Below are 19,341 nucleotides of genomic sequence, written 5' to 3' on the forward strand. Positions count from 1 at the left end.
TTCACACCGCGCTGTGGTGCCGCTCGATGCAGGTCTTGAGCACCTCGTCGTGATCGCGCTTCCACCAGTTGCCGGTGGAAAAGATCTCCACCTCGCTGAAGCCCGCGAAGCCCTGCGCTTCCACCCAGCCGCGGATGCGTGGGATGTCGATCACACCGTCGCCCATCATGCCGCGGTCGTTCAGCAGATCCGAGGTGGGCGTGAGCCAGTCGCACACGTGAAAGGCGAGCAGACGGCTATTGCCGGCGCGGGCTATCTGCGCCTGCAGCTTCGGGTCCCACCACACGTGGTAGACGTCCACCGCCACGCCGAGCGCGCCGGTCTTGCCCGGGTCGAGTGCATCGCACACATCGAGCGCCTGTTCCAGGGTGTTGATGCAGGCGCGGTCGGCCGCGTACATGGGGTGCAGCGGCTCGATGGCCAGCGGCATGCCGGCGCCCTTCGCGTACTCCAGCAGTTCGGCAATGCCGTCGTTCACCTGTTGTCGCGAGCGGGCGATGTCCTTGTGCGCGGCCTGGCCGGCGAGCGCGCCGGGCAGGGCGCCGACCACCAGCACCAGGCAGGGCGCGCCGAGTTCACACGCCTCGTCCACCGCGCGGCGGTTGTCGTCGCGCGCGGCCTGCAGGCCAGCGGCGTCCACGGCGGGGAACATGCCACCACGGCAGTAGCCCGAGAGCTTCAGACCCAGCGCCTTCACCTGGGCCGAGATGGTTTTCAGGCCCACGGCCGCGACCTGATCGCGCCAGGGCGAGATGGCTTGAATGCCGTGGCGCGCACAGGCGTCGAGGATGTCGGTCAGCGGGAGGTCCTGGCCTCGGCTCTTGCGAACCGTGGCGGTGTTGATGGACAGCCAGCGGTGGTCTTGGGAAAAGTCCCGCATGTCATTCCACTCCGTGCAAAGTCAGCAGCGTGTTCATGCGCCGCACCGCGAGCTCGGGTTGCTCCAGCAGGTTGGCCGCATCGGCCAGGCGGAACAGCTCGGCGAAGTGCGGCAGCGAGCGTGTGCTCTGCTGGCCACCGACCATGGTGAAGTGCGACTGGTGGCCGTTGAGCCAGGCCATGAAGACCACACCGGTCTTGTAGAAGCGCGTGGGCGCGGCGAAGATGTGGCGCGACAGCGGCACCGTGGGGCCGAGGATGTCGTGGAATTTCTGCACGTTGCCCTGCGCGAGTTCACCCAGCGCGGCGCTGGCCGCGGGCGCGATGGCGTCGAAGATGCCGAGCAGCGCGTCGCTCTGGCCATGCATGAGTTCCTGGCCGAAACCGTCGCCAGCGATCAGCTCGGCGTAGTTGAAGTCGTCGCCGGTGTACATGCGCACACCCGATGGCAGGCGGCGGCGCATGGCGATCTCCTTGTCCTTGTCGAGCAGGGAGATCTTGATGCCGTCCACCTTGTCCGGATGCGCCGCGATCACGGCCAGCGCGGTGTCCATGGCCTTGTCGGGGTCGTTGTTGCCCCAGTAGCCTTTGAGCGCCGGGTCGAACATGTCGCCCAGCCAGTGCAGCACCACGGGTTGCTTCGCCTGGCTCAGGATGCGGTCGTACACGCGCTCGTAGTCGGCCGGGCTTTTGGCCACACGGGCCAGCGCCCGGCTGGCCATCACGATCAGTTTGCCGCCGAGCTTCTCGATCGCGGCCATCTGCTCTTCGTAGCCTTGGATGACTTCATCGACCGTCTTCACGTTCTCCAGCACCAGGTGGTCGGTGCCGCAGCCCGAGGCCACCAGCGCGCCGGGCACGTCCTTCGCGGCGTCCAGCGAGCGGCGGATCAGCTCCAGCGAGGTCGGCCAGTCCAGGCCCATGCCGCGCTGCGCCGTGTCCATGGCCTCGGCCACCCCGAGGCCCAGCGACCACAGGCGCTGGCGGTAGGCGATGGTTTCGTCCCAGTCCACCGCGCACTGCAACCAGGGGTCGATGGCGGCCAGCGGGTCGGCCACCACGTGGGCGGCGGAGTAGGCGATGCGGTTGAACTTCACGCCCGCGGCGGGCTTCACCGGGGTGGTGCCGCGCAGCTTGTAGGCCTCGACCTGGCCCGAGGCGTTGGGCAGTTTCAGGGACCGTGCCATGTGATCAGACCTTCAGTGCCGGCACGTCGACCCAGCGGCGTTCCTTCCAACTGTCCAGCGCGGCTTCCACCAGCTGCACTCCCTTCGCGCCTTCGGGCAGCGTCCACTTGTAGGGTTCGTTCTCCACCACGTGGCGGATGAAGTGTTCCCACTGGATCTTGAAGCCGTTGTCGTAGACCTGCGTGTCGGGCACGTCCTGCCACTGTTCGGAGAAATCCATGGTGTTCTTGACGTCCGGGTTCCACACCGGGCGCGGCGTGTTCACGCGGCTCTGAGCCTTGCAACCCGTCAGCGTGGCGACGGCGGAGCCGTGCGTGCCATCGACGTGGAAGGTCACCAGGTCGTCGCGGTTCACGCGGGTGGCCCAGCTCATGTTGAGCTGTGCGATCACCGGTTCGCCGTTGTGGCCGATGAGTTCGGCGGTCGCGTAGGCCGCGTCGTCGGCGGTGCATTCGTAGGGTTTGCCGGCTTCGTCCCAGCGCGTGGGGATGTGCGTGGTGCCGATGCACGAGACGGACTTCACTTCGCCGAACAGGTTGTCCAGCACGTAGCGCCAGTGGCACATCATGTCCAGGATCATGCCGCCGCCGTCTTCCTTGCGGTAGTTCCAGCTCGGGCGCTGGATGGGCTGCAGGTCGCCTTCGAACACCCAGTAGCCGAACTCCAGGCGCACGCTGAGCATGCGGCCGAAGAAACCGGCGCGGCGCAGCATGTCGAGCTTGCGCAGCCCGGGCAGGAACAGCTTGTCCTGCACGGCGCCGTGTTTGAGGCCCGAGCTTTCCGCCAGGCGCGCGATCTCCACCGCCTCGTTGAGGTTGGTGGCGATCGGCTTCTCGCAGTACACGTGCTTGCCGGCGCGGATGGCCTTGGCCAGCAGGGTCGGGCGCATCTGCGTGGTGCCGGCGTCGAAGAAGATGGTGTCGCTCTGGTTGGCCAGCGCGGCGTCGAGGTCGGTGCCCCAGCGCGCGATGTTGTGGGTCTTGGCCAGGGCTTCCATCTTCTCGGCGTTGCGGCCGATCAGGATGGGTTCGGGCATGACCCGGTCGCCGTTGGAGAGCGTCACGCCGCCTTGTGCGCGGATGGCGCAGATGGAGCGGATCAGGTGCTGGTTCATGCCCATGCGCCCGGTGACGCCGTGCATGATGATGCCGAGTTGTTGAACAGCCATCGTCAGGTCCTTCTCTTTCTTTGAAAATGCAGCGGGTTCGGATTCAATGGGCCACTTGCAGGCCGGCGGCCTTCACCAACACGGCGTTGCTCTTGATTTCGTCTTTGATGTAGGCATCGAACTGCTCGGGTGAGAGCGTCCAGGCGTCGGCGCCGAGCTTGAGGAAACGTTCTTTCACCTCCGGCGTGGCCAGGGCCTTCACCACCTCGTCGTGCAGGCGGTTGACGACGTCGCGCGGCGTTTTGGCGGGCGCCATCATCCCGATCCAGAAATTGAATTCGGAGCCGGGCACACCCGCCTCAAGGGTGGTGGGCACGTCGGGCAGGGCGCTGGCGCGGCGCGGCGAGCCCACGGCCAGGGCGAGCAGATGGCCTTCCTTGATCTGGCCGATCACCGGAGCGATGGGCGAGAAGTAGTAGTCCACGCGGCCGGAGAGCACTTCGGTCACGGCTTCGGCCGAGCCCTTGAACGGGATGTTGAGCGCGTCGATCTTCGCGGCCATCTTGAACTTCTCGGCGTTCAGGTGGGTGGCGCTGCCTTGGCCGGCGGAGGCGAAGTTCATCTTGCCCGGGTTGGCCTTGGCGTAGGCCAGCAGAGCTGGCAGCGTCTTGATGTTCTTGCTGGGTGCGATTACCAGCACGTTGGGCGTGGACGTGATCGGCGTGATGCCGGCGAAGTCGGCCGCGGTGTCGAACGACAGCTTGGCGAAGGTGGACGGGCTCACCGTGTGCGACGACGAGTGGATCATGATGGTGTAGCCGTCGGGCGCGGCCATGGCCACCGCCGCCTGGCCGATGGTGCCGCTGGCGCCGCCGCGGTTGTCCACCACGATGGGCTGGCCCAGGCTCTGACTCATCTTGTCGGTGATGGCGCGGGCAATGATGTCGGTGGTGCTGCCGGCGGCAAACGGCACGATCACGCGGATGGCCTTGTTCGGGTAGGCCTGCTGCGCAGAGGCGGGCAGGCCGGCGGCGAGGGCGAATGCGGCCAGGGCGGTGGCGTGGATGAGTTTCATGCTGATCTCGGTGAAATGGGCTCTGGCATTGGTTTAATTCACCAATCGGTGAATAATATAAATTATAGAGGTGCTCGGCGCAGGACTGCAAGTGCCGATGCATGCGGCCGTTTATAGGGTTTTCCCTTGTATTTTCAGCGGCGGATTGCGGGGAGCGCGTTTTGCCTCGCCCATTCTTTATTAACCATATGGTGAAGTAAAGCCCGGGCACTCGCCCGGACCTGTCACGTGGTCACCGGTCGAGCGACAAGCCGGGATTCGCGGATGGGTCCCCTGCGCCTTCCGCGGGCCGGGGCGCCGCCGCTGCCGCCTGCGCCAGCGCGTCGCGCAGCAACGGCGCGTATTTCGCCAGCGCAGTGCCCTTGGGCCACAGCAAGCGGAACGGAATTTGGTCCGGCACGTCGATGGGGCGCGCGATCAGCCCGATGCGGCTGGAGTAAGGCAGGCTGGAGGAATCCAGGATGGCCGTGCCGTAGCCCGCCTCCGCAAAGGCGCAGGCCGACGAAAAGTGCGTGACTTCCACGACAGGATTGAACACCAGGCCCGCTTCCTCGAAACGCCGCGCCGCCAGTGTGCCCAGGTGCAGATGGCGGGCAAGAGAAATGTAGGGATGGCTGCAGAGCAAGGGCAGGGAGATCCTGTCGTGTGCAATCAGTGGTGAGTCCGGGCGCATCACCGCATGCAGGCCGAGCGTGCAGATGTCGGCGGCGCCGCCTTCCGGTGCTGCCGTGTCGCCCACGACGATGCCAAAGTCAATGCGTTGCTCTGCCACCATGTTGACGATCTCCAGGGACATGCCGGAGCGGACCACAAGCCGTGCGTTCGGCATGCGTTCGAGCAATACCCTCAGCGCAAACGGCAGCATGGTGGTCGCCGCTGCCGCCACGCATGCAATGGTGACGCGGCTTGCAGCGTCTACCCGCAGCTCTTCTGTCAAACGGTCCAGGGACGACAACGCAGCCAACGCGTTCGAAATTTCCGGCAGCAGAGCGCGTCCCTTGGGCGTGAATTCAAGTCGGCGCTTTTCCCGCGTGAACAGCGCAAACCCGACGCGCTCCTCGATCGATCGAATGGTCGCGCTGGCGGCAGGCTGCGACATGCGCACGCGCTCCGACGCCCGCGTGACCGAGCCGGTGCGCGCCACTTCCCACAGCAGGAGGATCTCCCGGCGATTCATTTGAATGCTATATGAAAACAGTTGAACAATATATTTGACCATATGAATATGTCTTTGCACACTTGCCCTCGGCGCACCCGTGTGACCGATCGATTCCCAGGAGACAAACATGAAGACAACTGTCCGGAAGGTGGTGGCCGCTGTGCTGTTCACTGCGGTGGCTCCCGTGCTGGCCCAGATGGCGTTGCCGGCAAAACCGGTGCGCATCGTGGTGGGCGCGCCGCCCGGCGGTGCGCCGGACACAGTGGCCCGGCTGGTCGCCCAGCACATGAACCTCGGTCAGCCGGTCATCGTCGAGAACCGCAACGGTGCCGCGATGATGATCGCGGCCGAACACGTGGCCCGCGCGCCCGCTGACGGCAGCGTGCTGTTGTTGGTCAGCCAGACGGCGGTCGCGGTATCGCCGGTGCTGCAGAAAACCAGGAGCTTCGATGCGACCAGGGATTTCCGCGGTGTTGGCCTCATCGGCGTGGCCCCGATGGTGCTTGTCGCGGGACCGTCGTTGCCCGCACAGAACGTCACCGAGCTGATAGCGCAAGCCAAAGCCAACCCGGGCAAGATCGACTTCGGCAACGGCGGCGTAGGCACCTCGCCCCACGTGACGGGTGTGCTCTTCGGCCTCAGCACCGGCACGCAACTGACCAGCGTGCCCTACCCGGGCGAGCAAGCCGCTATGGTGGACATCATGGCTGGCCGCATTCACATGATGTTTGCCAACGCGGCTTCGGCACTGCCGCATGTTCGCAGCGGCAAATTGCGCGCGCTGGGTCTGACCAGCAGCGCCCGCTCCGTGGTGGCGCCAGACATTCCGACGGTAGCGGAGAGCGGGGTTCCCGGTTTTTCTGCCGATACCTGGCTCGGCATCGTGGCGCCTGCCGCCACACCGGCTCCTCTGGTGGCGCAACTCAACGCGGAACTCAACCGTGTGCTTACCCTGCCGGATGTGCGAGCAAAGCTGATGACGCATGGGTTTGCAGTCGCTCCCATGGACACGGAGGGGTTCGGGAAGTTCATCTCGGACGAGCAGGACAAATGGGGAAAGCTGATCCGTGACGCCAACATCAAGATCGACTGAAGGGCGCGATGCGCCGGTGCTGGGCGTGCAGCACTCGCGGCTTGAAGTTCCCATGCCGCGCGGCGCTTGCGACTGCCATGTGCATGTGTTCGGCGCTGCGGGGCAATACCCCTTTGCGGCCAACCGTACCTTCATGCCCAGTCCGGCCACCGTGGACGATCTGATCGCCTTTCAGACCGCGCTTGATCTGGACCGCGCCGTCATCGTCCAGGCCAGTCCGCAGGGCACGGACACGCGTTGCCTGACCGATACGCTGACCGAGTTGCGCCAGCGCGGCCGCGAGGCGCGTGGTGTGGCGGTGGTGAGAACCGATGCAACGAGCGCAGAGCTGCGCGCACTACACGCAGCCGGCGTTCGGGGTCTGCGCGTGAACCTCCAGTCTTTCGGTATCACGGCCCCTGAGGCGGCCCGGGAGCAATTGCGCGCGGCGGCACGGGTGGCGGGCAGCATGGGCTGGCACGTGCAGATCTACGCGCAACTGCACGTGATCGGCGAATTGGCCGACGTGCTGGGCGACGTGGGCGTGCCGGTGGTGATCGACCATTTTGGTCTGGCCCATGCGTCCGACGGCCTTTCGCAGAAGGGCTTTCCCGAGCTTCTCGCGCTGGTCAAGGCGGGGAACGTCTGGGTCAAGCTCTCGGCGCCTTACCGCATCATCCAGCATCCGTTGGGCGACGACGGCGTGTCGATTGCGCGCGCACTCATCGACGCACGTCTCGACCATATGCTCTGGGGTACCGATTGGCCACACACCAATCCGGCGGCGGACATTCCCCGGCTACGCGACCGCCCCGAGCCCCTGCGGCCGGTCGATGACGGTGCGCAATTCAACATCTTCACGCGCTGGACTTCCGCGCATGAACGCGAGCGGATTCTGGTGCACAACGCTGCGCACCTTTACGGATTCGCGGATGCGTCATCGGATGTGAGGAATGGCCCGCCATGACGACATCCTCCGATCTCATTGCAGAGATCCATTGCTGGAAGGTGCGGCTGCCGTTTGCGCACGGCGCGCCCGCGCCGATGTTTGCGGGACGGCGCAGGACCACGATCGACTCCTGCTGGATCGAAGTGCGGTTGGCCAACGGGCTCTCGGGGTGGGGCGAGGCTTACGCCGCCGACCTCGATGCCGTGGTCGCGATCATCCAGAACCGTGTGGCGCCGCTCTTCATCGGACGCACACCGCGAGACGAGACGCTGGGTGGTGCCGCCGCGCGCACGCTGCACAACCTGGGGCGCTCCGGACCGGTATTGCACGCGCTCAGCGGCATGGACATTGCCTTGTGGGATTTGCGTGCCCGACTCGAGGGCGTGGGCCTCCATGTGCTGCTCGGCGGCAAGCGCCGCGATGGCATCCGCTCGTACGCTTCGCTGCTTCAGTATTACGACGACGCCGACGCCATCCGCCGCAATGTGGAGCGGGCATTGCGCGAAGGTTGGCACGAAATCAAGCTGCACGAGCGCTCGTTGAAGGCCGGCCGGGCTGCGCGCGAGGTGATGCCTGCGGGGGCACCACTCATGATGGACACGAACTGCGCCTGGACGGCCCAGCAGTCGATCGAGGCAACCCGGCAGATGCTCGAATGCAAACCGCTGTGGATCGAGGAGCCGATCTGGCCACCCGAAGACGCGGACGCACTGATGGCGCTCAGGCATGCCACGGGCGCGATGGTCGCGGCTGGCGAGAACGCCTCCAGCCTGCACGAGCTGTGCCGCTTCGCGCGGGACGGCGTTGCCGACTGGATCCAACCCAGTGCCATCAAGGCGGGTGGCGTCACCGCGCTGATGGAAGTCGCTCGCGAATGCAAGGCGTCGAACCGGACTCGCTTCTCACCGCAGACCGCCTTTTTCGGCCCCGGGTTTCTCGCCACCTTGCATGTGCTGGCCACGCTGGAGGCGGATGTCTCGATCGAGCGCCTCTTCTGTGAGCTCAAACACGATCCGTTTGCCAACCTGCTCAGGCGCGAGCGAGACGTTTTCGTCCTGCCGACGGGCGCCGGCCTCGGCTTCGAACCCGATCGCGATGCGTTGGCGCGTGCGTCGGCGGACACGGATTTCAACCAGGAGACAACATGAACACATTATCGAGACGTCAGGCCCTCGTGCTGGCGGCCTTCCTGCTGCCGGGCATGTCGGTGAACGCGGCGGACTATCCTGCCGGGCCCGTGCGGCTGATGGTTCCCTATCCGCCCGGTGCAGCCACCGACACGCTCGCCCGCCAGCTGGCGCAGGCGCTGGAGAAGGAACTGGGGGCCACGTTCGTGGTGGAAAACAAGGGTGGCGCCGCCACGCAGATCGGAACTCGTGCCGTGGCCGAGGCCAAGCCGGATGGGCAGGTGCTCGGCTTCATTGACACGGCCTTCGTGATCAACCCCGGGCTGTTCGGTGCCGCTCTGCCGTACGACACGTTGCGCGACTTCATCCCTATCTCGCAAATGGCGACGGCGCCGCTGGTGTTCGTCGTGCATTCGGCCGTGCCCGCGAAAACCATGCAGGAGTTTGTGGCACTGGCCAAAGCCGATCCCGGCAAGATCGGCTTTGGCTCTGCCGGGCCGGGAAGTGCACCGCATCTTGCTGGAGAGCAGTTGCGCATGGCCGCAGGCATCGATATCACGCACATCGCTTATCGGGGTGGTTCGACCGTCATCAATGACCTGATCGGCGGCCACATTCAGTGCGGCTTCACCACGGTTCCCACCATGGCTGAGCACATTCGGGCGGGCACCGTTCGAGCGCTGATGGTGACGAGCCCGGAACGCAGCGCACAGTTGCCTGCGGTGCCCACCTCGCGCGAGGTGGGAATGCCCGATGTGGATCTGATGCCACTGTTTGGCCTGGTCGCACCAGCGCGCACGCCCGCATCGACCGTTGCCCGGTTGAGTGAGATCGCTTCAGGCCTCGTGAAGTCCGGCGAGCTCGGACGTCGACTTCAGGCGAGCGGCTTCATTCCTGTGGGGTCGACGTCGGAGCAATTCGCGGCGCGTGTGCGCAGCGAAGTCGCCAAATGGAACCAGATCATCAGCGAGCGCAAGATCCGTCCGAACACATGATGCCGCGAACCCCCGCAGTCGCAGCGCCGAGCCGTTACGAGGCCGATATCAAGGCGCTGGAGCCCGAACAGCGACGCGCCCATGACACGATCGTTGCACGGCGTGGTACGTTCTCGCCGCCGTACCGAGCCTTGATCGAGAGTCCTGATGTGGCATTGGCGGTTGAGCACCTGTCGTCGCTGCTGTGGTCGGGCGCGCTACCGACAACGGCGTTGGAGGCCGTGTTCCTTGTGGTCGCCCGTCGCTTGCGCTGCGCCGAACAGTGGCGTCGGCACGAGGTGAAGGCGCTGGCCGCTGGTGTCACGCCGCAGGAGGTGGACGCTATCGCCAAAGGTCTGCCTCCCGGTGGCTCGCCCGAGACCCGGACCGCATGCGTCATCGCCAAGCGCCTTCTCGCGGGGCAACGGATCGGCCGAGACCACTGGGCGGACGGACAGCGCTGGCTGGGCAAGCGCGGTCTGGGCGAGTTGTGCGCGTTTGTTGGCGTGGCATCCATCGTTGCCGCATCCATCAACTTGCAGGGCATCGCTGCGCCTTGAAGCAACTTGCTGGCGTTGAGCGACATGCGCCTGCGCCTGCTTTCCAGGTCAAGTCCTCAGACGATCGCCTGCAAGCTGCGCCATTGCGGCACCGCCGCCGTGGCGAAGCCGGTGACGTGCAGTGAGGTGAGGTCGAGCTGACCATGACGCACGCTCAAATGTGCGCGGCCCGAGGCGGTGTCGTACAGGCTGGGGTGGGCCTCGGCGAAGGCTTGCGCCTCGGCCGCTGGCGCGGTGCCGAAGCCGTCCACATAGTGGTGGCCGTTGCGCTCGATGTGGCGCACGCTCAGGCTGGCGGCGAGCAGCGTGTCCTGCTGCACCGCCAGGCCCGCCTGGCAGGTCAGGTCTTCGCCCGATAGCAGCAGGCGCGGGTCTTGCGCAATGCGGTGTGCGTTGGCCAGCGAGCGGTAGATGCCCTTGCAGGCCTTGCTCGATATGCCGCGGTAGCCCAGCGCCAGGCCTTCTTCCAGCGCGCTGGCGTGGTCGTCGGATTCGTCGAGGATCACGGGCACGCCGATGCCCAGCGACGCAATGGACTCGCGCAACGCCACGGCGCGCGCCAGCGGTTGCTCCAGCAGCAGGGTGCGCTCGAGCAGGTCGGCCAGCGCAGGTGTCGCTTGCAGCGCCTGCCAGAAGCGACCCAGACCGGACGCGTCGGTGAAGGTCTCGTTGCCGTCCAGCGTGACGCGGTAGTTGCCGCCCAGACGTGTCAGCACCTCGGCAATCCGCGTGAGCCGTTCCACGTCGGCCTCGATCTGGCCACTGAGCTTGAGCTTGAAATGGTGCAGGCCGTGGCGCTGGATGGCCGCTTCCAGGGTGGCGGGCAGGCCGTCTTGCGGGTCGGTGCCTGCGTCGTGCTCGCTCAGCCGGTCGGCCAGGCCCACGGTGTGGCGCAGCACCACCTGGATCGGGCGCACCAGTTCCAGTTGTGGACTCCAGGGGTCACCCAGCACGCCGGCGCGCAGCCCGTCGACCCACGATCGGTTGGCCGCGCGCAGGGCCGCGTCGGCCACCGCCTTGTCGAGCAGGGCCGGGCCGAACTGCGCGGCCAGGCGGGGCAGCCCGCGCGCCACTGAAACGGCGATGGCGTTGTCCCCGGCCGTCTGCGAAAGCGCGTGCGGGCTCATGGCCTCGCGAGCCGCCAGCACCGCATCGCGTGCATTGCGCAGCGACTCACGCAGTTGTTCGAAGTTCTGTTCGTGCGTGAGGGCGGGCGACTTGTCGAACCATTTGGGCACCATGAGCTCGGCGCTGGCGCCTTCGAAACTGCGCCCGTCGACTTCGCCGATCACACGCACGAAGGCCTGCGGGCATTGCGTGACGGTGGCCGCACCAAAGCGGAACGGCAGGCGCAGCGTGACGTGGCGCTGGTACAGCTGCACCTCGTGGATGCGCAGGGTCACGGCGGTCATGACAGGTCTCTCCAGATGTTGCGCACATGGCGCGCCGAGATCTCGGCGCAGCCCAGGCCGTCGGGCAGGTATTCAAAAGGCTCCACGGCCACCCAGCCGGTGTAGCGCATGTCTTTCAGCACCTGCAGCACCGGGCGCTGGTCGGTGTCGCCCTGGCCGGGGCCACGGCGGTTCTTGTCGTTCACCTGCACGTGGGCGATGTGGCCGCTGGCCAGGAAGGTGCGCAGCACCTCGTGCACGGGATCGCTTTCGCTGTGCGACGCGGCGCTCACGTCGAGCATGGTGCGGATGGCGGGCGAGGCTATGCGGTCCACCAGCGCGGCGGCCTCAGCCACGGTGTTGATCACGCTCGTCTCGAAAGGCCCGAGCGGCTCGATGCAGTAGACGACGCCGGCCGCAGCCGCGTGCGGCGCCAGTTCGGCCAGTGCGGCTTCCAGCCGAGCTGTGGCCTCCAGCGCGCTCTGGCCTGGTGCCGGGGAGCGCTGCCTGGGTGAGCCGTGCACCAGCACGCGCGCGCCGCAAGCGGCCGCGAAGTCGATCAGTCTGCGCAGCAGGTCGAGCGTGCGGCGGCGCAGTGCAGCGTCGTCCGTCACCAGCGAAAGCCCCTCGGGTTTGACGAGCAACCAGTGCAGGCTGGAGACCACCAGGCCATGGCTGCGCGCGGTGGCGCGCACCCTGTGCGCTGCTGCGGTGTCGAGTGTGGTGGGGTCGTCGGTCAGCGTGAAGGGCGCGATCTCAAGGGCGTCGTACCCCATGCGTGCTGCGGCCTCGCACTGTGCAGGCAGGCTCAGCGGCAACAGCACCTCGTTGCACAGCGCCAGTTTCATGCCGCGGCCTTGCGGTGGACCGGCCGGCGGTACAGGCTCCAGAGTTTCCAGCCGATGGTGGCGAAGATCATCGCGGCCACGGTGCCGGCGATGGGGCGCGTGAAGAAGGGCGCCAGGTTGCCGTCGGACAGGATGAGCGCACGGCGCAGGTTTTTCTCCATCAGGTCGCCCAGCACGATGCCCAGCACCAGCGGCGCCATGGGGTAGCCGAAGTGGCGCAGGAAGAAACCGATCATGCCGAAGGCCAGCATCACATACACGTCGAACAGCCGCCCCGCGATGGCGAAGCTGCCGACCGCGCAGAGCACGAAGATGATGGGCACGATCAGGTGCTGCGGCACGCGCAGCACCTGCACCAGCGCCTTGGTGAGCAGCAGGCCGTAGATCAGGATGCCGAGGGTGGCGAACAGCATCATGGCGACCACGTCGTACACGAACTGCGGGTTCTCCACCATGATCAGCGGGCCGGGCTTGATGCCGTGGATGATCATCGCGGCCATCAGCACGGCGGCCGGCGCCGAGCCCGGAATGGCCAGCGTGAGAACGGGAATCATCGCGCCGGGCACGCAGGCGTTGTCACCGGTCTCGGCGGCCATCAGGCCTTCCACCGAGCCCTTGCCGAACTGCTCCTTTTCCTTGCTCGCGCGCTTGGCCGCGGCGTAGGACGACCAGGCCGCCACGTCCTCGCCCACGCCGGGCACGATGCCCACGCCGGTGCCGATGAGGCCCGAGCGCAGGATGGTGCGCCAGTACTGGGCCACGTCGCGCAGCTTGGGGATGACGGTGTCGAAGGCGTTGATCTTCACCGGCAGCTGGCGTTGCCGCATGGCGGTGAGCAGCTCGGCGAAACCGAAGGCGCCCACCAGCGCGGGCACCAGCTGGATGCCGCCGGCCAGGTCGCGCACACCGAAGGCAAAGCGCTCGAAGCCGTACTGCGGCTCCTGGCCGATGGTGGCCACGAACAGGCCCGCGATGCCGGCGATCCAGCCCTTGAGCGGGTCGTCGCCGGTGAGCGTGCCCGCGATGATCACGCCGAACATCGCCAGCCAGAAGAACTCGTAGGCACCGAACTTCAGCGCCAGGCCGCCCAGCACCGGCGTGAAGGTGGCCAGGAAGAACATGCCGATCAGCGTGCCCATGACCGAGCCGGTGGTGGCGATGCCCATGGCGCGACCGGCCATGCCCTGGCGAGCGAGCTGGTAGCCGTCCAGGCACGACGCCGCCGATGCCGGCGTGCCCGGGATGTTGAGCAGGATGGCCGAGCGAGAGCCACCGTAGATCGAACCGACGTAGGTGCAGATCAGGATCAGCAGCGCCTGGCTGGGCGGCAGCTTGAGCGTGAGCGTGGTCATGAGCGCCAGCGCCATGGTGGCGGTGAGGCCGGGCAGTGCGCCCATGATCACGCCGACCAGCGAGGCGAGCAGGGCGTAGGCAATGGCCTCGGGCGTGCTGAAGCGCACGATCGATTCACCGAAAAGGATCAGTCCGTCGAACATGGCGTGGTGTGCTGGGGAAGGCTCAGGGAAGACGGACGAGAAAGATCTGCTGGAACACGTTGGTGACCACGGCCGAGGTGAGCACGCCAGCGAGCAGGGACACGGTGAGGCGGCGCGCGGCGGAATGCTCCGGCGGCGCAAACAGCGCCACGAAGGTGGCAACGAACACGCCGGTGGCGAACCAGAACGGCACGCGGCCGATCAAGCCGGCGGCGTAGGTCAGCGAGAGCGCCAGCATGATGCCGATGCGGCGGTTGAACAGAGGTTCGGCCGTGGGTGTGCCAGCCCGCTGGCGGATGCGCTGCCAGCTTCGCAACATCAGCACGATGCCCAGCAACAGCAGCACACCGCCCAGCATGCCCGGCACGAAGCCCGGCATGGTGTACCGCTCGGCGCCCATGGACTCGAAGCGCTCCATGCGCAGCGAGCCCACCAGGATCAACAGGCCAAAGCCCGCCCAGCCCGCACCGCCCCAGAGGTCGGAGCGGGCGGATGTTCCACCCTCGGTCATGCGTTGTTCCGTGTGGGGGAATCAGGGCTTGGGGATGCCCACGGTGTCGGGTGACACCTTGGCCTTGCCGGCGGCTTGTTGTGTCCAGGCGTACGACTGGATGGCCGGGAACACCGCCTTCTGGGCTTCCTCGCCCGCCATCGGCGCGAACATGGCGCCACGCGATTGCGCGTACTTCTTCAGCGCTTCGCTCTTGACCATCTCGGTGGCCCAGATCTTGTCCAGCGTCTGCTTCACCTCGGGCGGTGCGCCCTTGGGCACGAAGATGCCGAAGTAGTTGATCGGGTCCTTGAACCCGGGGATGAACTGCGACAGCGGCGGGATGGTGCCGAAACCTTCGATCTCGATCGACTTGTCGCCCACCACCGCGAGCGGGCGAATCTTCTTGGCACGGATCATGTCGGTCTGCTCGGCCGCGAGCTGCGTGGTCACTTCCGTCTCACCCGATGCAGCGGCCACGGCGGCGGGGGCGCCACCGTCGTAGGTGACGTGCTTGTAGGTGACGCCGGCCACGCGCGCGATCGCCTCGATGGCCGAGTGGCCGCTGGAGTTCACGCCCGCGGTGGCCACGGAGACCGCGCCCGGCTTGGCCTTCATGGCCGCGAGCAGGTCGGTCATGGTCTTGTACGGCGTGTCGGCATTGACGCCAACCACCGCGATGTGTGCCACGTTGAGGTAGAGGTTCCAGTCGCTGGCCGAGGTGTCGAGCATGCCGAGCACCTTGTAGGTGCCGAGGTCCTTGGCGCCACCGGCGGTCCAGGTGTAGCCGTCGGCCGGTGCGGCCATGGCGTTCTTGGTGCCCACCGAACCCGAGGCGCCGGGCTGGTTCATGATGACGATCTTCTGGCCGAGGTGCTTCTCCAGCTCGGCCGCGGTCACGCGCGAAACCTGGTCGGTGGAGCCGCCCGGCGCCCAGGGCACGATCAAGGTGATCGGTCGGTCGGGCTTCCATTGGGCCATCGCGCTGGCCGAGGCCACCGCGAGCAGGGAGGTGATGAGCAGTTGGCGGACGGGAACGGTGGTCATGCAATGTCTCCTGGGTTTAATTCACCGGGCGGTTAATAATAAAAATCCGCCTGCCCAACGTCAAGCCGCAAACCCGCTCAGTTCATCAGGACATACCCTAGGATCACGTCGCACATGTGGGAGAGCCTTTCGCTGTGCGCCTTGGGCGTCATGAGATCGCGTCCGAAGATGGCCGACAGCGTGTGGTTGTTCGACAGGTAGAAGTACGACAGCCCGGCGATCGACACGTAGAGCTGCAGCGGATCGACCCCGCCGCGAAACGTGCCGTCTGCGCGACCGCGTTCCAGGATTTCGCCCAGCGTGGCGATCAGCGGCGAGTTGAGCTGGCGCGCCCGTTCCGATTGTTCGAGATGCCGCGCGCGGTGCAGGTTGGCGCTGTTGAGCAGGGTGAGGAATTCGGGATGTTCAAGGTAGTAGTTCCAGGTGAACTCCACCAGCCGGCGCAGCGCGGTTTCGGGTTTGAGGTGCAGCAGGTTGAGCTGGCGCTCCTCCTCGCGGATCTGCCGGTAGGCCTGCTCCAGCACCGCCTGGAACAGCTTCTCCTTGTCTTCGAAGTAGTAGTAGATCAGGCGTTTGTTCAGCCCCGCGCGCTCGGCGATGCGGTCCATGCGCGCACCCCCCAGTCCATGCTCCGAGAACTCGTCGCGCGCCGCGTTCAGGATGGTATTCTGCGACCGGTCGGCGTCTCTCAGGCGCTCTTCTGCAACCGGTGTGGGTGTGGTGCTCATGCTGGAATAATTCCCCATATGGTTAATAAAGTCAATCCATGCCCAGCATAGCCGGCCATCTGCTCGTTGAATGCCTGATTGCCCAAGGCGTGACCCACGCCTTCGGTGTTCCCGGTGAAAGTTACCTCGCCGTGCTCGACGGCTTTCACGCCCACGCCGAGCGTATCCGCTTCATCACCAACCGGCAGGAAGGCGGTGCGGCCTTCATGGCCGAAGCCCAGGGCAAGTTGACTGGCCGGCCGGGCGTGTGTTTCGTGACGCGCGGCCCGGGCGCCACCAACGCCTCCATCGGTCTGCACACGGCGTTCCAGGACTCCACACCCATGGTGCTGTTCGTGGGCGATGTGGCCAGCGACGCGCGCGACCGCGAGGCCTTCCAGGAGGTGGACTACGCATCGTTCTTCGGTCCGTCCACCAAGGGCATGGCCAAACGCGTGGAGCGCATCGACGACGCGCGCCGCATTCCCGAGTACGTGTCGCGTGCCTTTGCCACCGCCATGAACGGCCGGCCCGGCCCGGTGGTGCTGGTGCTGCCCGAAGACATGCTCACGCAAACCGTGGACGCGCGGCCCTTGCCGCGCGTGGAGCCGGTGCAGGCCTGGAGCGACCCGGGCGCGCTGCGCGAACTGCGCACGCTGCTGCTGGCCAGCGAGCGCCCGCTGGTGATCGCCGGTGGTGGCGGCTGGACGCCGCAGTCGGCCGCTGCGTTGCAGCGCTTCGCCGACAACTGGCAACTGCCGGTGGCCAACGCGTTCCGCTTCCAGGACACCTTCGACAACCACCACCCGCTGTACGCGGGCGACGTGGGGCTGGGCATCAACCCGGCACTGGCGGCGCGCGTGCGCGAGAGCGATCTGCTGATCGCCATTGGCCCGCGCCTGGGCGAAGCCACCACCGGCGGCTACACGCTGATCGAGGCACCGGTGCCGAAACAGAAGCTGGTGCACATCCACGCCAGCGCCGAAGAGCTGGGCCGCGTCTACCAGCCCACGCTGGCGATCAACGCCACCATGAACGCGGCGGCGCGCAGCCTGGAGGTGCTCACCGCGCCACCCGATGTGAAGTGGGCCGACTGGGCGCAGGCCTGCCACGCCGACTACCTCGCCAACATCGACCCCGCCAACGGCGGCATCACCTTGCCCGGCACCATCGACATGCCGGCCATCGTCCACACGCTGCAGAAGCACTTGCCGGTCGACGCCGTGCTCACCAATGGCGCCGGCAACTTCGCCAGCTGGTTGCACCGCTTCTACCGCCACCACGGTCTGGCCAAAGGCCACAAGACGCAGCTCGCACCCACCAACGGCGCCATGGGTTACGGCGTGCCGGCCGGCATCGGTGCGGCCATCCTCACCGGGCGCACCGCGTTCACCATCGCGGGCGACGGCGACTTCCTCATGAACGGCCAGGAACTGGCCACGGCCGTGCAACATGGTGCGAAAAGCATCGTGCTGCTGCTCAACAACGGCAGCTTCGGCACCATCCGCATGCACCAGGAGCGCGAGTACCCGGCCAACGTCAGCGGCTCGGCATTGTCCAACCCCGACTTCTGCGCACTGGCCCGCGCCTATGGTTATGCAGCCGAGCGCATCACGCACACGGCAGAGTTCGAGCCCGCGCTGCAGCGCGCCCTGGCCGCGCCGGGCGGCAGCCTGATCGAGGTGATGATCGATGTGGATGTGATCACGACACGTGGCACGCTGGCCGCCATCCGGGCGCGCGCGCAATCGCCCAGCTGATCGCCACGCGCCCGGGCGCGTGGCTGTTTGGTGAATACATCACAAAGACCCCGGCACTCCCATACACCCTCTGAACGCACCGCCTGCCTAGACTGGTCCATCCAATCAAAGGAGAGTGGCCATGTGGCAAGCAACCGGTGCAACCAAGGTATCCGAGGTTCACGAGCTGGGCGGGGTGCCAGGTCAGCCCTCCATGGGGCGGGCACACCTGCTGCGCGTGCTCGACGAGGTCGACTACGGCATGCTGATCGTCGATGCGCAGGGCACGATCCTGCATGCCAACCACCTGGCGCGGCACGAACTCGCCAGCGGACGGATGCTCATGTCGTACGGCAACATGCTGCTGGGCAGCAATGCCGAGTTCACCGCGCAGTTGCAACTGGCCATGGAGGCGGCGTTTCGCGGCCAGCGCCGACTGGCGCTGCTCAACAAGGGTGAGCGTGAGCTCGCCATGACCTTCACGCCCTTGAGCCACCCGCTCGAAGCCGACCCGCCCACCGTGCTGGTGATGCTGTCGCGCCAGAGCACCTGCGACAACCTGGCGGTGCGCATGTTTGCCCGAACCATTGGTTTGAGCCCGAGCGAAGAAGCGGTGCTCATGGGTTTGTGCCGCGGCCTGGAGATCCCCGAGATCGCGTCCGAGCACGGCGTGGCCTCGTCCACCATCCGCAGCCAGATCAAGACCCTGCGCGAGAAGGCGGGCTCGGCCAGCATCCGCCGGCTGCTGCAGCGCATCAACAGCCTGCCCCCGGTGGTGCCTGCCTTGCGCATCGTGATGCCCATGCCCCACAATGCCGCGGAGTCAATCCACCCGTGAGCATGGATGCCAGTCATACCTTCCGCCTCTGTATTTGCCCATCCCAACCAACACATTGAAGCGCTGGCCTCGCAGGGCGTGCAGCGCCGCTATCGGCGCGGCACGCTGCTGATCCAGGAAGGCGAGACCGGCGACACGCTGTACATCGTGCTGCAGGGACGCCTGCGGGCTTTCCTGTCGGACAACAACGGCCGCGAACTCACGTTGGGCCTCTACGGTCCGCTGGAGTATGTCGGTGAGATGTCGCTCGATGGCGGGCCCCGCTCGGCCAACGTGGAAGCCGCCGAGCCCAGCACCTGTTCGGTGGTGACCCGCGCCACCTTGCTGGCCTACATCGCCGAGCACCCCGAATTCGCCCTGGAGCTCATGGCGCGCCTGATCCGCCGCGCCCGGCTGGCCACCGAGAGCGCACGCAGCGTGGCGCTGATCGACGTGTACGGTCGCCTGGTCCGGCTGCTCAACACCTTGGCGCAGATGCCCAACGAGCGGGGTGAGCGCGCGCTCAAGGAGCGCCTGACCCACCAGCAGATGGCTCAACACCTGGCGTGCTCACGCGAGATGGTGAGCCGCCTGCTGAAAGACCTGGAGACCGGCGGCTACATCGCCGTGCGCGAGCGCTGGATCTGGCTGCTCAAGACCTTGCCGGCCCGCTGGTAGCGCTCCCCCCGATGCGCCTTCGGCGCTTCCCCCCAGGG

General features: G+C 66.5%; 19 protein-coding genes. 8 read left to right on the forward strand and 11 right to left on the reverse strand.

Going from position 1 to position 19,341, the window contains the following annotated elements; translation table 11 throughout:
- Nucleotide 1: 1 nt before the first annotated feature.
- The 5 genes from V6M63_RS00775 to V6M63_RS00795 all read right to left on the reverse strand — a co-directional run bounded on the left by V6M63_RS00775 (nucleotide 2) and on the right by V6M63_RS00795 (nucleotide 5,537).
- Entirely contained in the window at nucleotides 2–880 is an 879-nt protein-coding gene (locus V6M63_RS00775) for a sugar phosphate isomerase/epimerase family protein (protein WP_332738512.1), read from the reverse strand.
- A gap of 1 nt (nucleotide 881) precedes the next feature.
- Nucleotides 882–2,066, reverse strand: coding sequence for a dihydrodipicolinate synthase family protein (locus V6M63_RS00780; RefSeq protein ID WP_332738513.1), 1,185 nt, complete (start codon nucleotides 2,064–2,066; stop codon nucleotides 882–884).
- Between the two features lie 4 nt (nucleotides 2,067–2,070).
- Complete coding sequence (locus tag V6M63_RS00785) at nucleotides 2,071–3,234, reverse strand: Gfo/Idh/MocA family protein (protein WP_332738514.1); 1,164 nt, start codon at nucleotides 3,232–3,234, stop codon at nucleotides 2,071–2,073.
- Nucleotides 3,235–3,277: 43 nt separating this feature from the next.
- Nucleotides 3,278–4,249, reverse strand: coding sequence for a tripartite tricarboxylate transporter substrate binding protein (locus V6M63_RS00790; protein ID WP_332738515.1), 972 nt, complete (start codon nucleotides 4,247–4,249; stop codon nucleotides 3,278–3,280).
- 232 nt (nucleotides 4,250–4,481) lie between these two features.
- Nucleotides 4,482–5,537 carry a LysR family transcriptional regulator gene (locus tag V6M63_RS00795; protein WP_332738516.1) on the reverse strand — a complete coding sequence of 352 codons (1,056 nt, stop codon included), beginning with the start codon at nucleotides 5,535–5,537 and terminating at the stop codon, nucleotides 4,482–4,484.
- Between the two features lie 31 nt (nucleotides 5,538–5,568).
- Here V6M63_RS00795 and V6M63_RS00800 point away from each other — a divergent pair, with 31 nt between their 5' ends.
- From V6M63_RS00800 to V6M63_RS00820, 5 genes are read left to right on the forward strand one after another with little or no spacing between them, the layout of a single operon-like run.
- Nucleotides 5,569–6,501 (forward strand): Bug family tripartite tricarboxylate transporter substrate binding protein, encoded by a 933-nt coding sequence (locus V6M63_RS00800; protein WP_332738518.1) that lies wholly within the window; start codon nucleotides 5,569–5,571, stop codon nucleotides 6,499–6,501.
- The gene (locus tag V6M63_RS00805; RefSeq protein ID WP_332738520.1) at nucleotides 6,476–7,447 is read left to right on the forward strand and encodes an amidohydrolase family protein; all 972 of its coding nucleotides are present in this window, start codon (nucleotides 6,476–6,478) and stop codon (nucleotides 7,445–7,447) included. Before V6M63_RS00800 ends, V6M63_RS00805 begins: the two co-directional genes overlap by 26 nt.
- Nucleotides 7,444–8,577 (forward strand): mandelate racemase/muconate lactonizing enzyme family protein, encoded by a 1,134-nt coding sequence (locus V6M63_RS00810; protein ID WP_332738522.1) that lies wholly within the window; start codon nucleotides 7,444–7,446, stop codon nucleotides 8,575–8,577. The genes V6M63_RS00805 and V6M63_RS00810 overlap by 4 nt, the downstream gene beginning before the upstream one ends.
- Nucleotides 8,574–9,551 carry a Bug family tripartite tricarboxylate transporter substrate binding protein gene (locus V6M63_RS00815; RefSeq protein ID WP_332738524.1) on the forward strand — a complete coding sequence of 326 codons (978 nt, stop codon included), beginning with the start codon at nucleotides 8,574–8,576 and terminating at the stop codon, nucleotides 9,549–9,551. Before V6M63_RS00810 ends, V6M63_RS00815 begins: the two co-directional genes overlap by 4 nt.
- On the forward strand, nucleotides 9,548–10,090 hold the full coding sequence (locus tag V6M63_RS00820) for a carboxymuconolactone decarboxylase family protein (protein WP_332738526.1): 543 nt from the start codon (nucleotides 9,548–9,550) through the stop codon (nucleotides 10,088–10,090). The genes V6M63_RS00815 and V6M63_RS00820 overlap by 4 nt, the downstream gene beginning before the upstream one ends.
- A 56-nt stretch (nucleotides 10,091–10,146) precedes the next feature.
- Here the strand turns inward: V6M63_RS00820 and V6M63_RS00825 are convergent, their stop codons facing one another.
- The 6 genes from V6M63_RS00825 to V6M63_RS00850 all read right to left on the reverse strand — a co-directional run bounded on the left by V6M63_RS00825 (nucleotide 10,147) and on the right by V6M63_RS00850 (nucleotide 16,090).
- The gene (locus V6M63_RS00825) at nucleotides 10,147–11,502 is read right to left on the reverse strand and encodes a hypothetical protein (RefSeq protein WP_332738528.1); all 1,356 of its coding nucleotides are present in this window, start codon (nucleotides 11,500–11,502) and stop codon (nucleotides 10,147–10,149) included.
- The gene (locus V6M63_RS00830) at nucleotides 11,499–12,329 is read right to left on the reverse strand and encodes a sugar phosphate isomerase/epimerase family protein (RefSeq protein ID WP_332738530.1); all 831 of its coding nucleotides are present in this window, start codon (nucleotides 12,327–12,329) and stop codon (nucleotides 11,499–11,501) included. Before V6M63_RS00830 ends, V6M63_RS00825 begins: the two co-directional genes overlap by 4 nt.
- Nucleotides 12,326–13,825: a tripartite tricarboxylate transporter permease gene (locus V6M63_RS00835; RefSeq protein WP_332738531.1), complete on the reverse strand. Its 1,500-nt coding sequence runs from the start codon at nucleotides 13,823–13,825 to the stop codon at nucleotides 12,326–12,328. Before V6M63_RS00835 ends, V6M63_RS00830 begins: the two co-directional genes overlap by 4 nt.
- Before the next feature lie 22 nt (nucleotides 13,826–13,847).
- Entirely contained in the window at nucleotides 13,848–14,336 is a 489-nt protein-coding gene (locus V6M63_RS00840; protein ID WP_332738532.1) for a tripartite tricarboxylate transporter TctB family protein, read from the reverse strand.
- A gap of 21 nt (nucleotides 14,337–14,357) precedes the next feature.
- Nucleotides 14,358–15,362, reverse strand: a complete 1,005-nt coding sequence (locus V6M63_RS00845; protein WP_332738533.1) for a Bug family tripartite tricarboxylate transporter substrate binding protein — start codon at nucleotides 15,360–15,362, stop codon at nucleotides 14,358–14,360.
- A 77-nt stretch (nucleotides 15,363–15,439) separates the two neighbouring features.
- Nucleotides 15,440–16,090, reverse strand: coding sequence for a TetR/AcrR family transcriptional regulator (locus tag V6M63_RS00850; RefSeq protein WP_056276777.1), 651 nt, complete (start codon nucleotides 16,088–16,090; stop codon nucleotides 15,440–15,442).
- A gap of 38 nt (nucleotides 16,091–16,128) precedes the next feature.
- On the opposite strand from V6M63_RS00850, the gene V6M63_RS00855 reads away from it, so the two are divergent.
- From V6M63_RS00855 to V6M63_RS00865, 3 genes are all read left to right on the forward strand, one after another.
- On the forward strand, nucleotides 16,129–17,829 hold the full coding sequence (locus tag V6M63_RS00855) for a thiamine pyrophosphate-binding protein (protein ID WP_332738534.1): 1,701 nt from the start codon (nucleotides 16,129–16,131) through the stop codon (nucleotides 17,827–17,829).
- A 121-nt stretch (nucleotides 17,830–17,950) separates the two neighbouring features.
- Entirely contained in the window at nucleotides 17,951–18,646 is a 696-nt protein-coding gene (locus V6M63_RS00860) for a helix-turn-helix transcriptional regulator (RefSeq protein WP_332738536.1), read from the forward strand.
- 6 nt (nucleotides 18,647–18,652) lie between these two features.
- Nucleotides 18,653–19,303, forward strand: a complete 651-nt coding sequence (locus tag V6M63_RS00865; protein WP_332738537.1) for a Crp/Fnr family transcriptional regulator — start codon at nucleotides 18,653–18,655, stop codon at nucleotides 19,301–19,303.
- Nucleotides 19,304–19,341: the final 38 nt, after the last annotated feature.

Origin of the sequence: Hydrogenophaga sp. (genome assembly GCF_036675665.1) — a bacterium.
In the GTDB taxonomy this organism is placed as follows: Bacteria; Pseudomonadota; Gammaproteobacteria; order Burkholderiales; family Burkholderiaceae_C; genus Hydrogenophaga.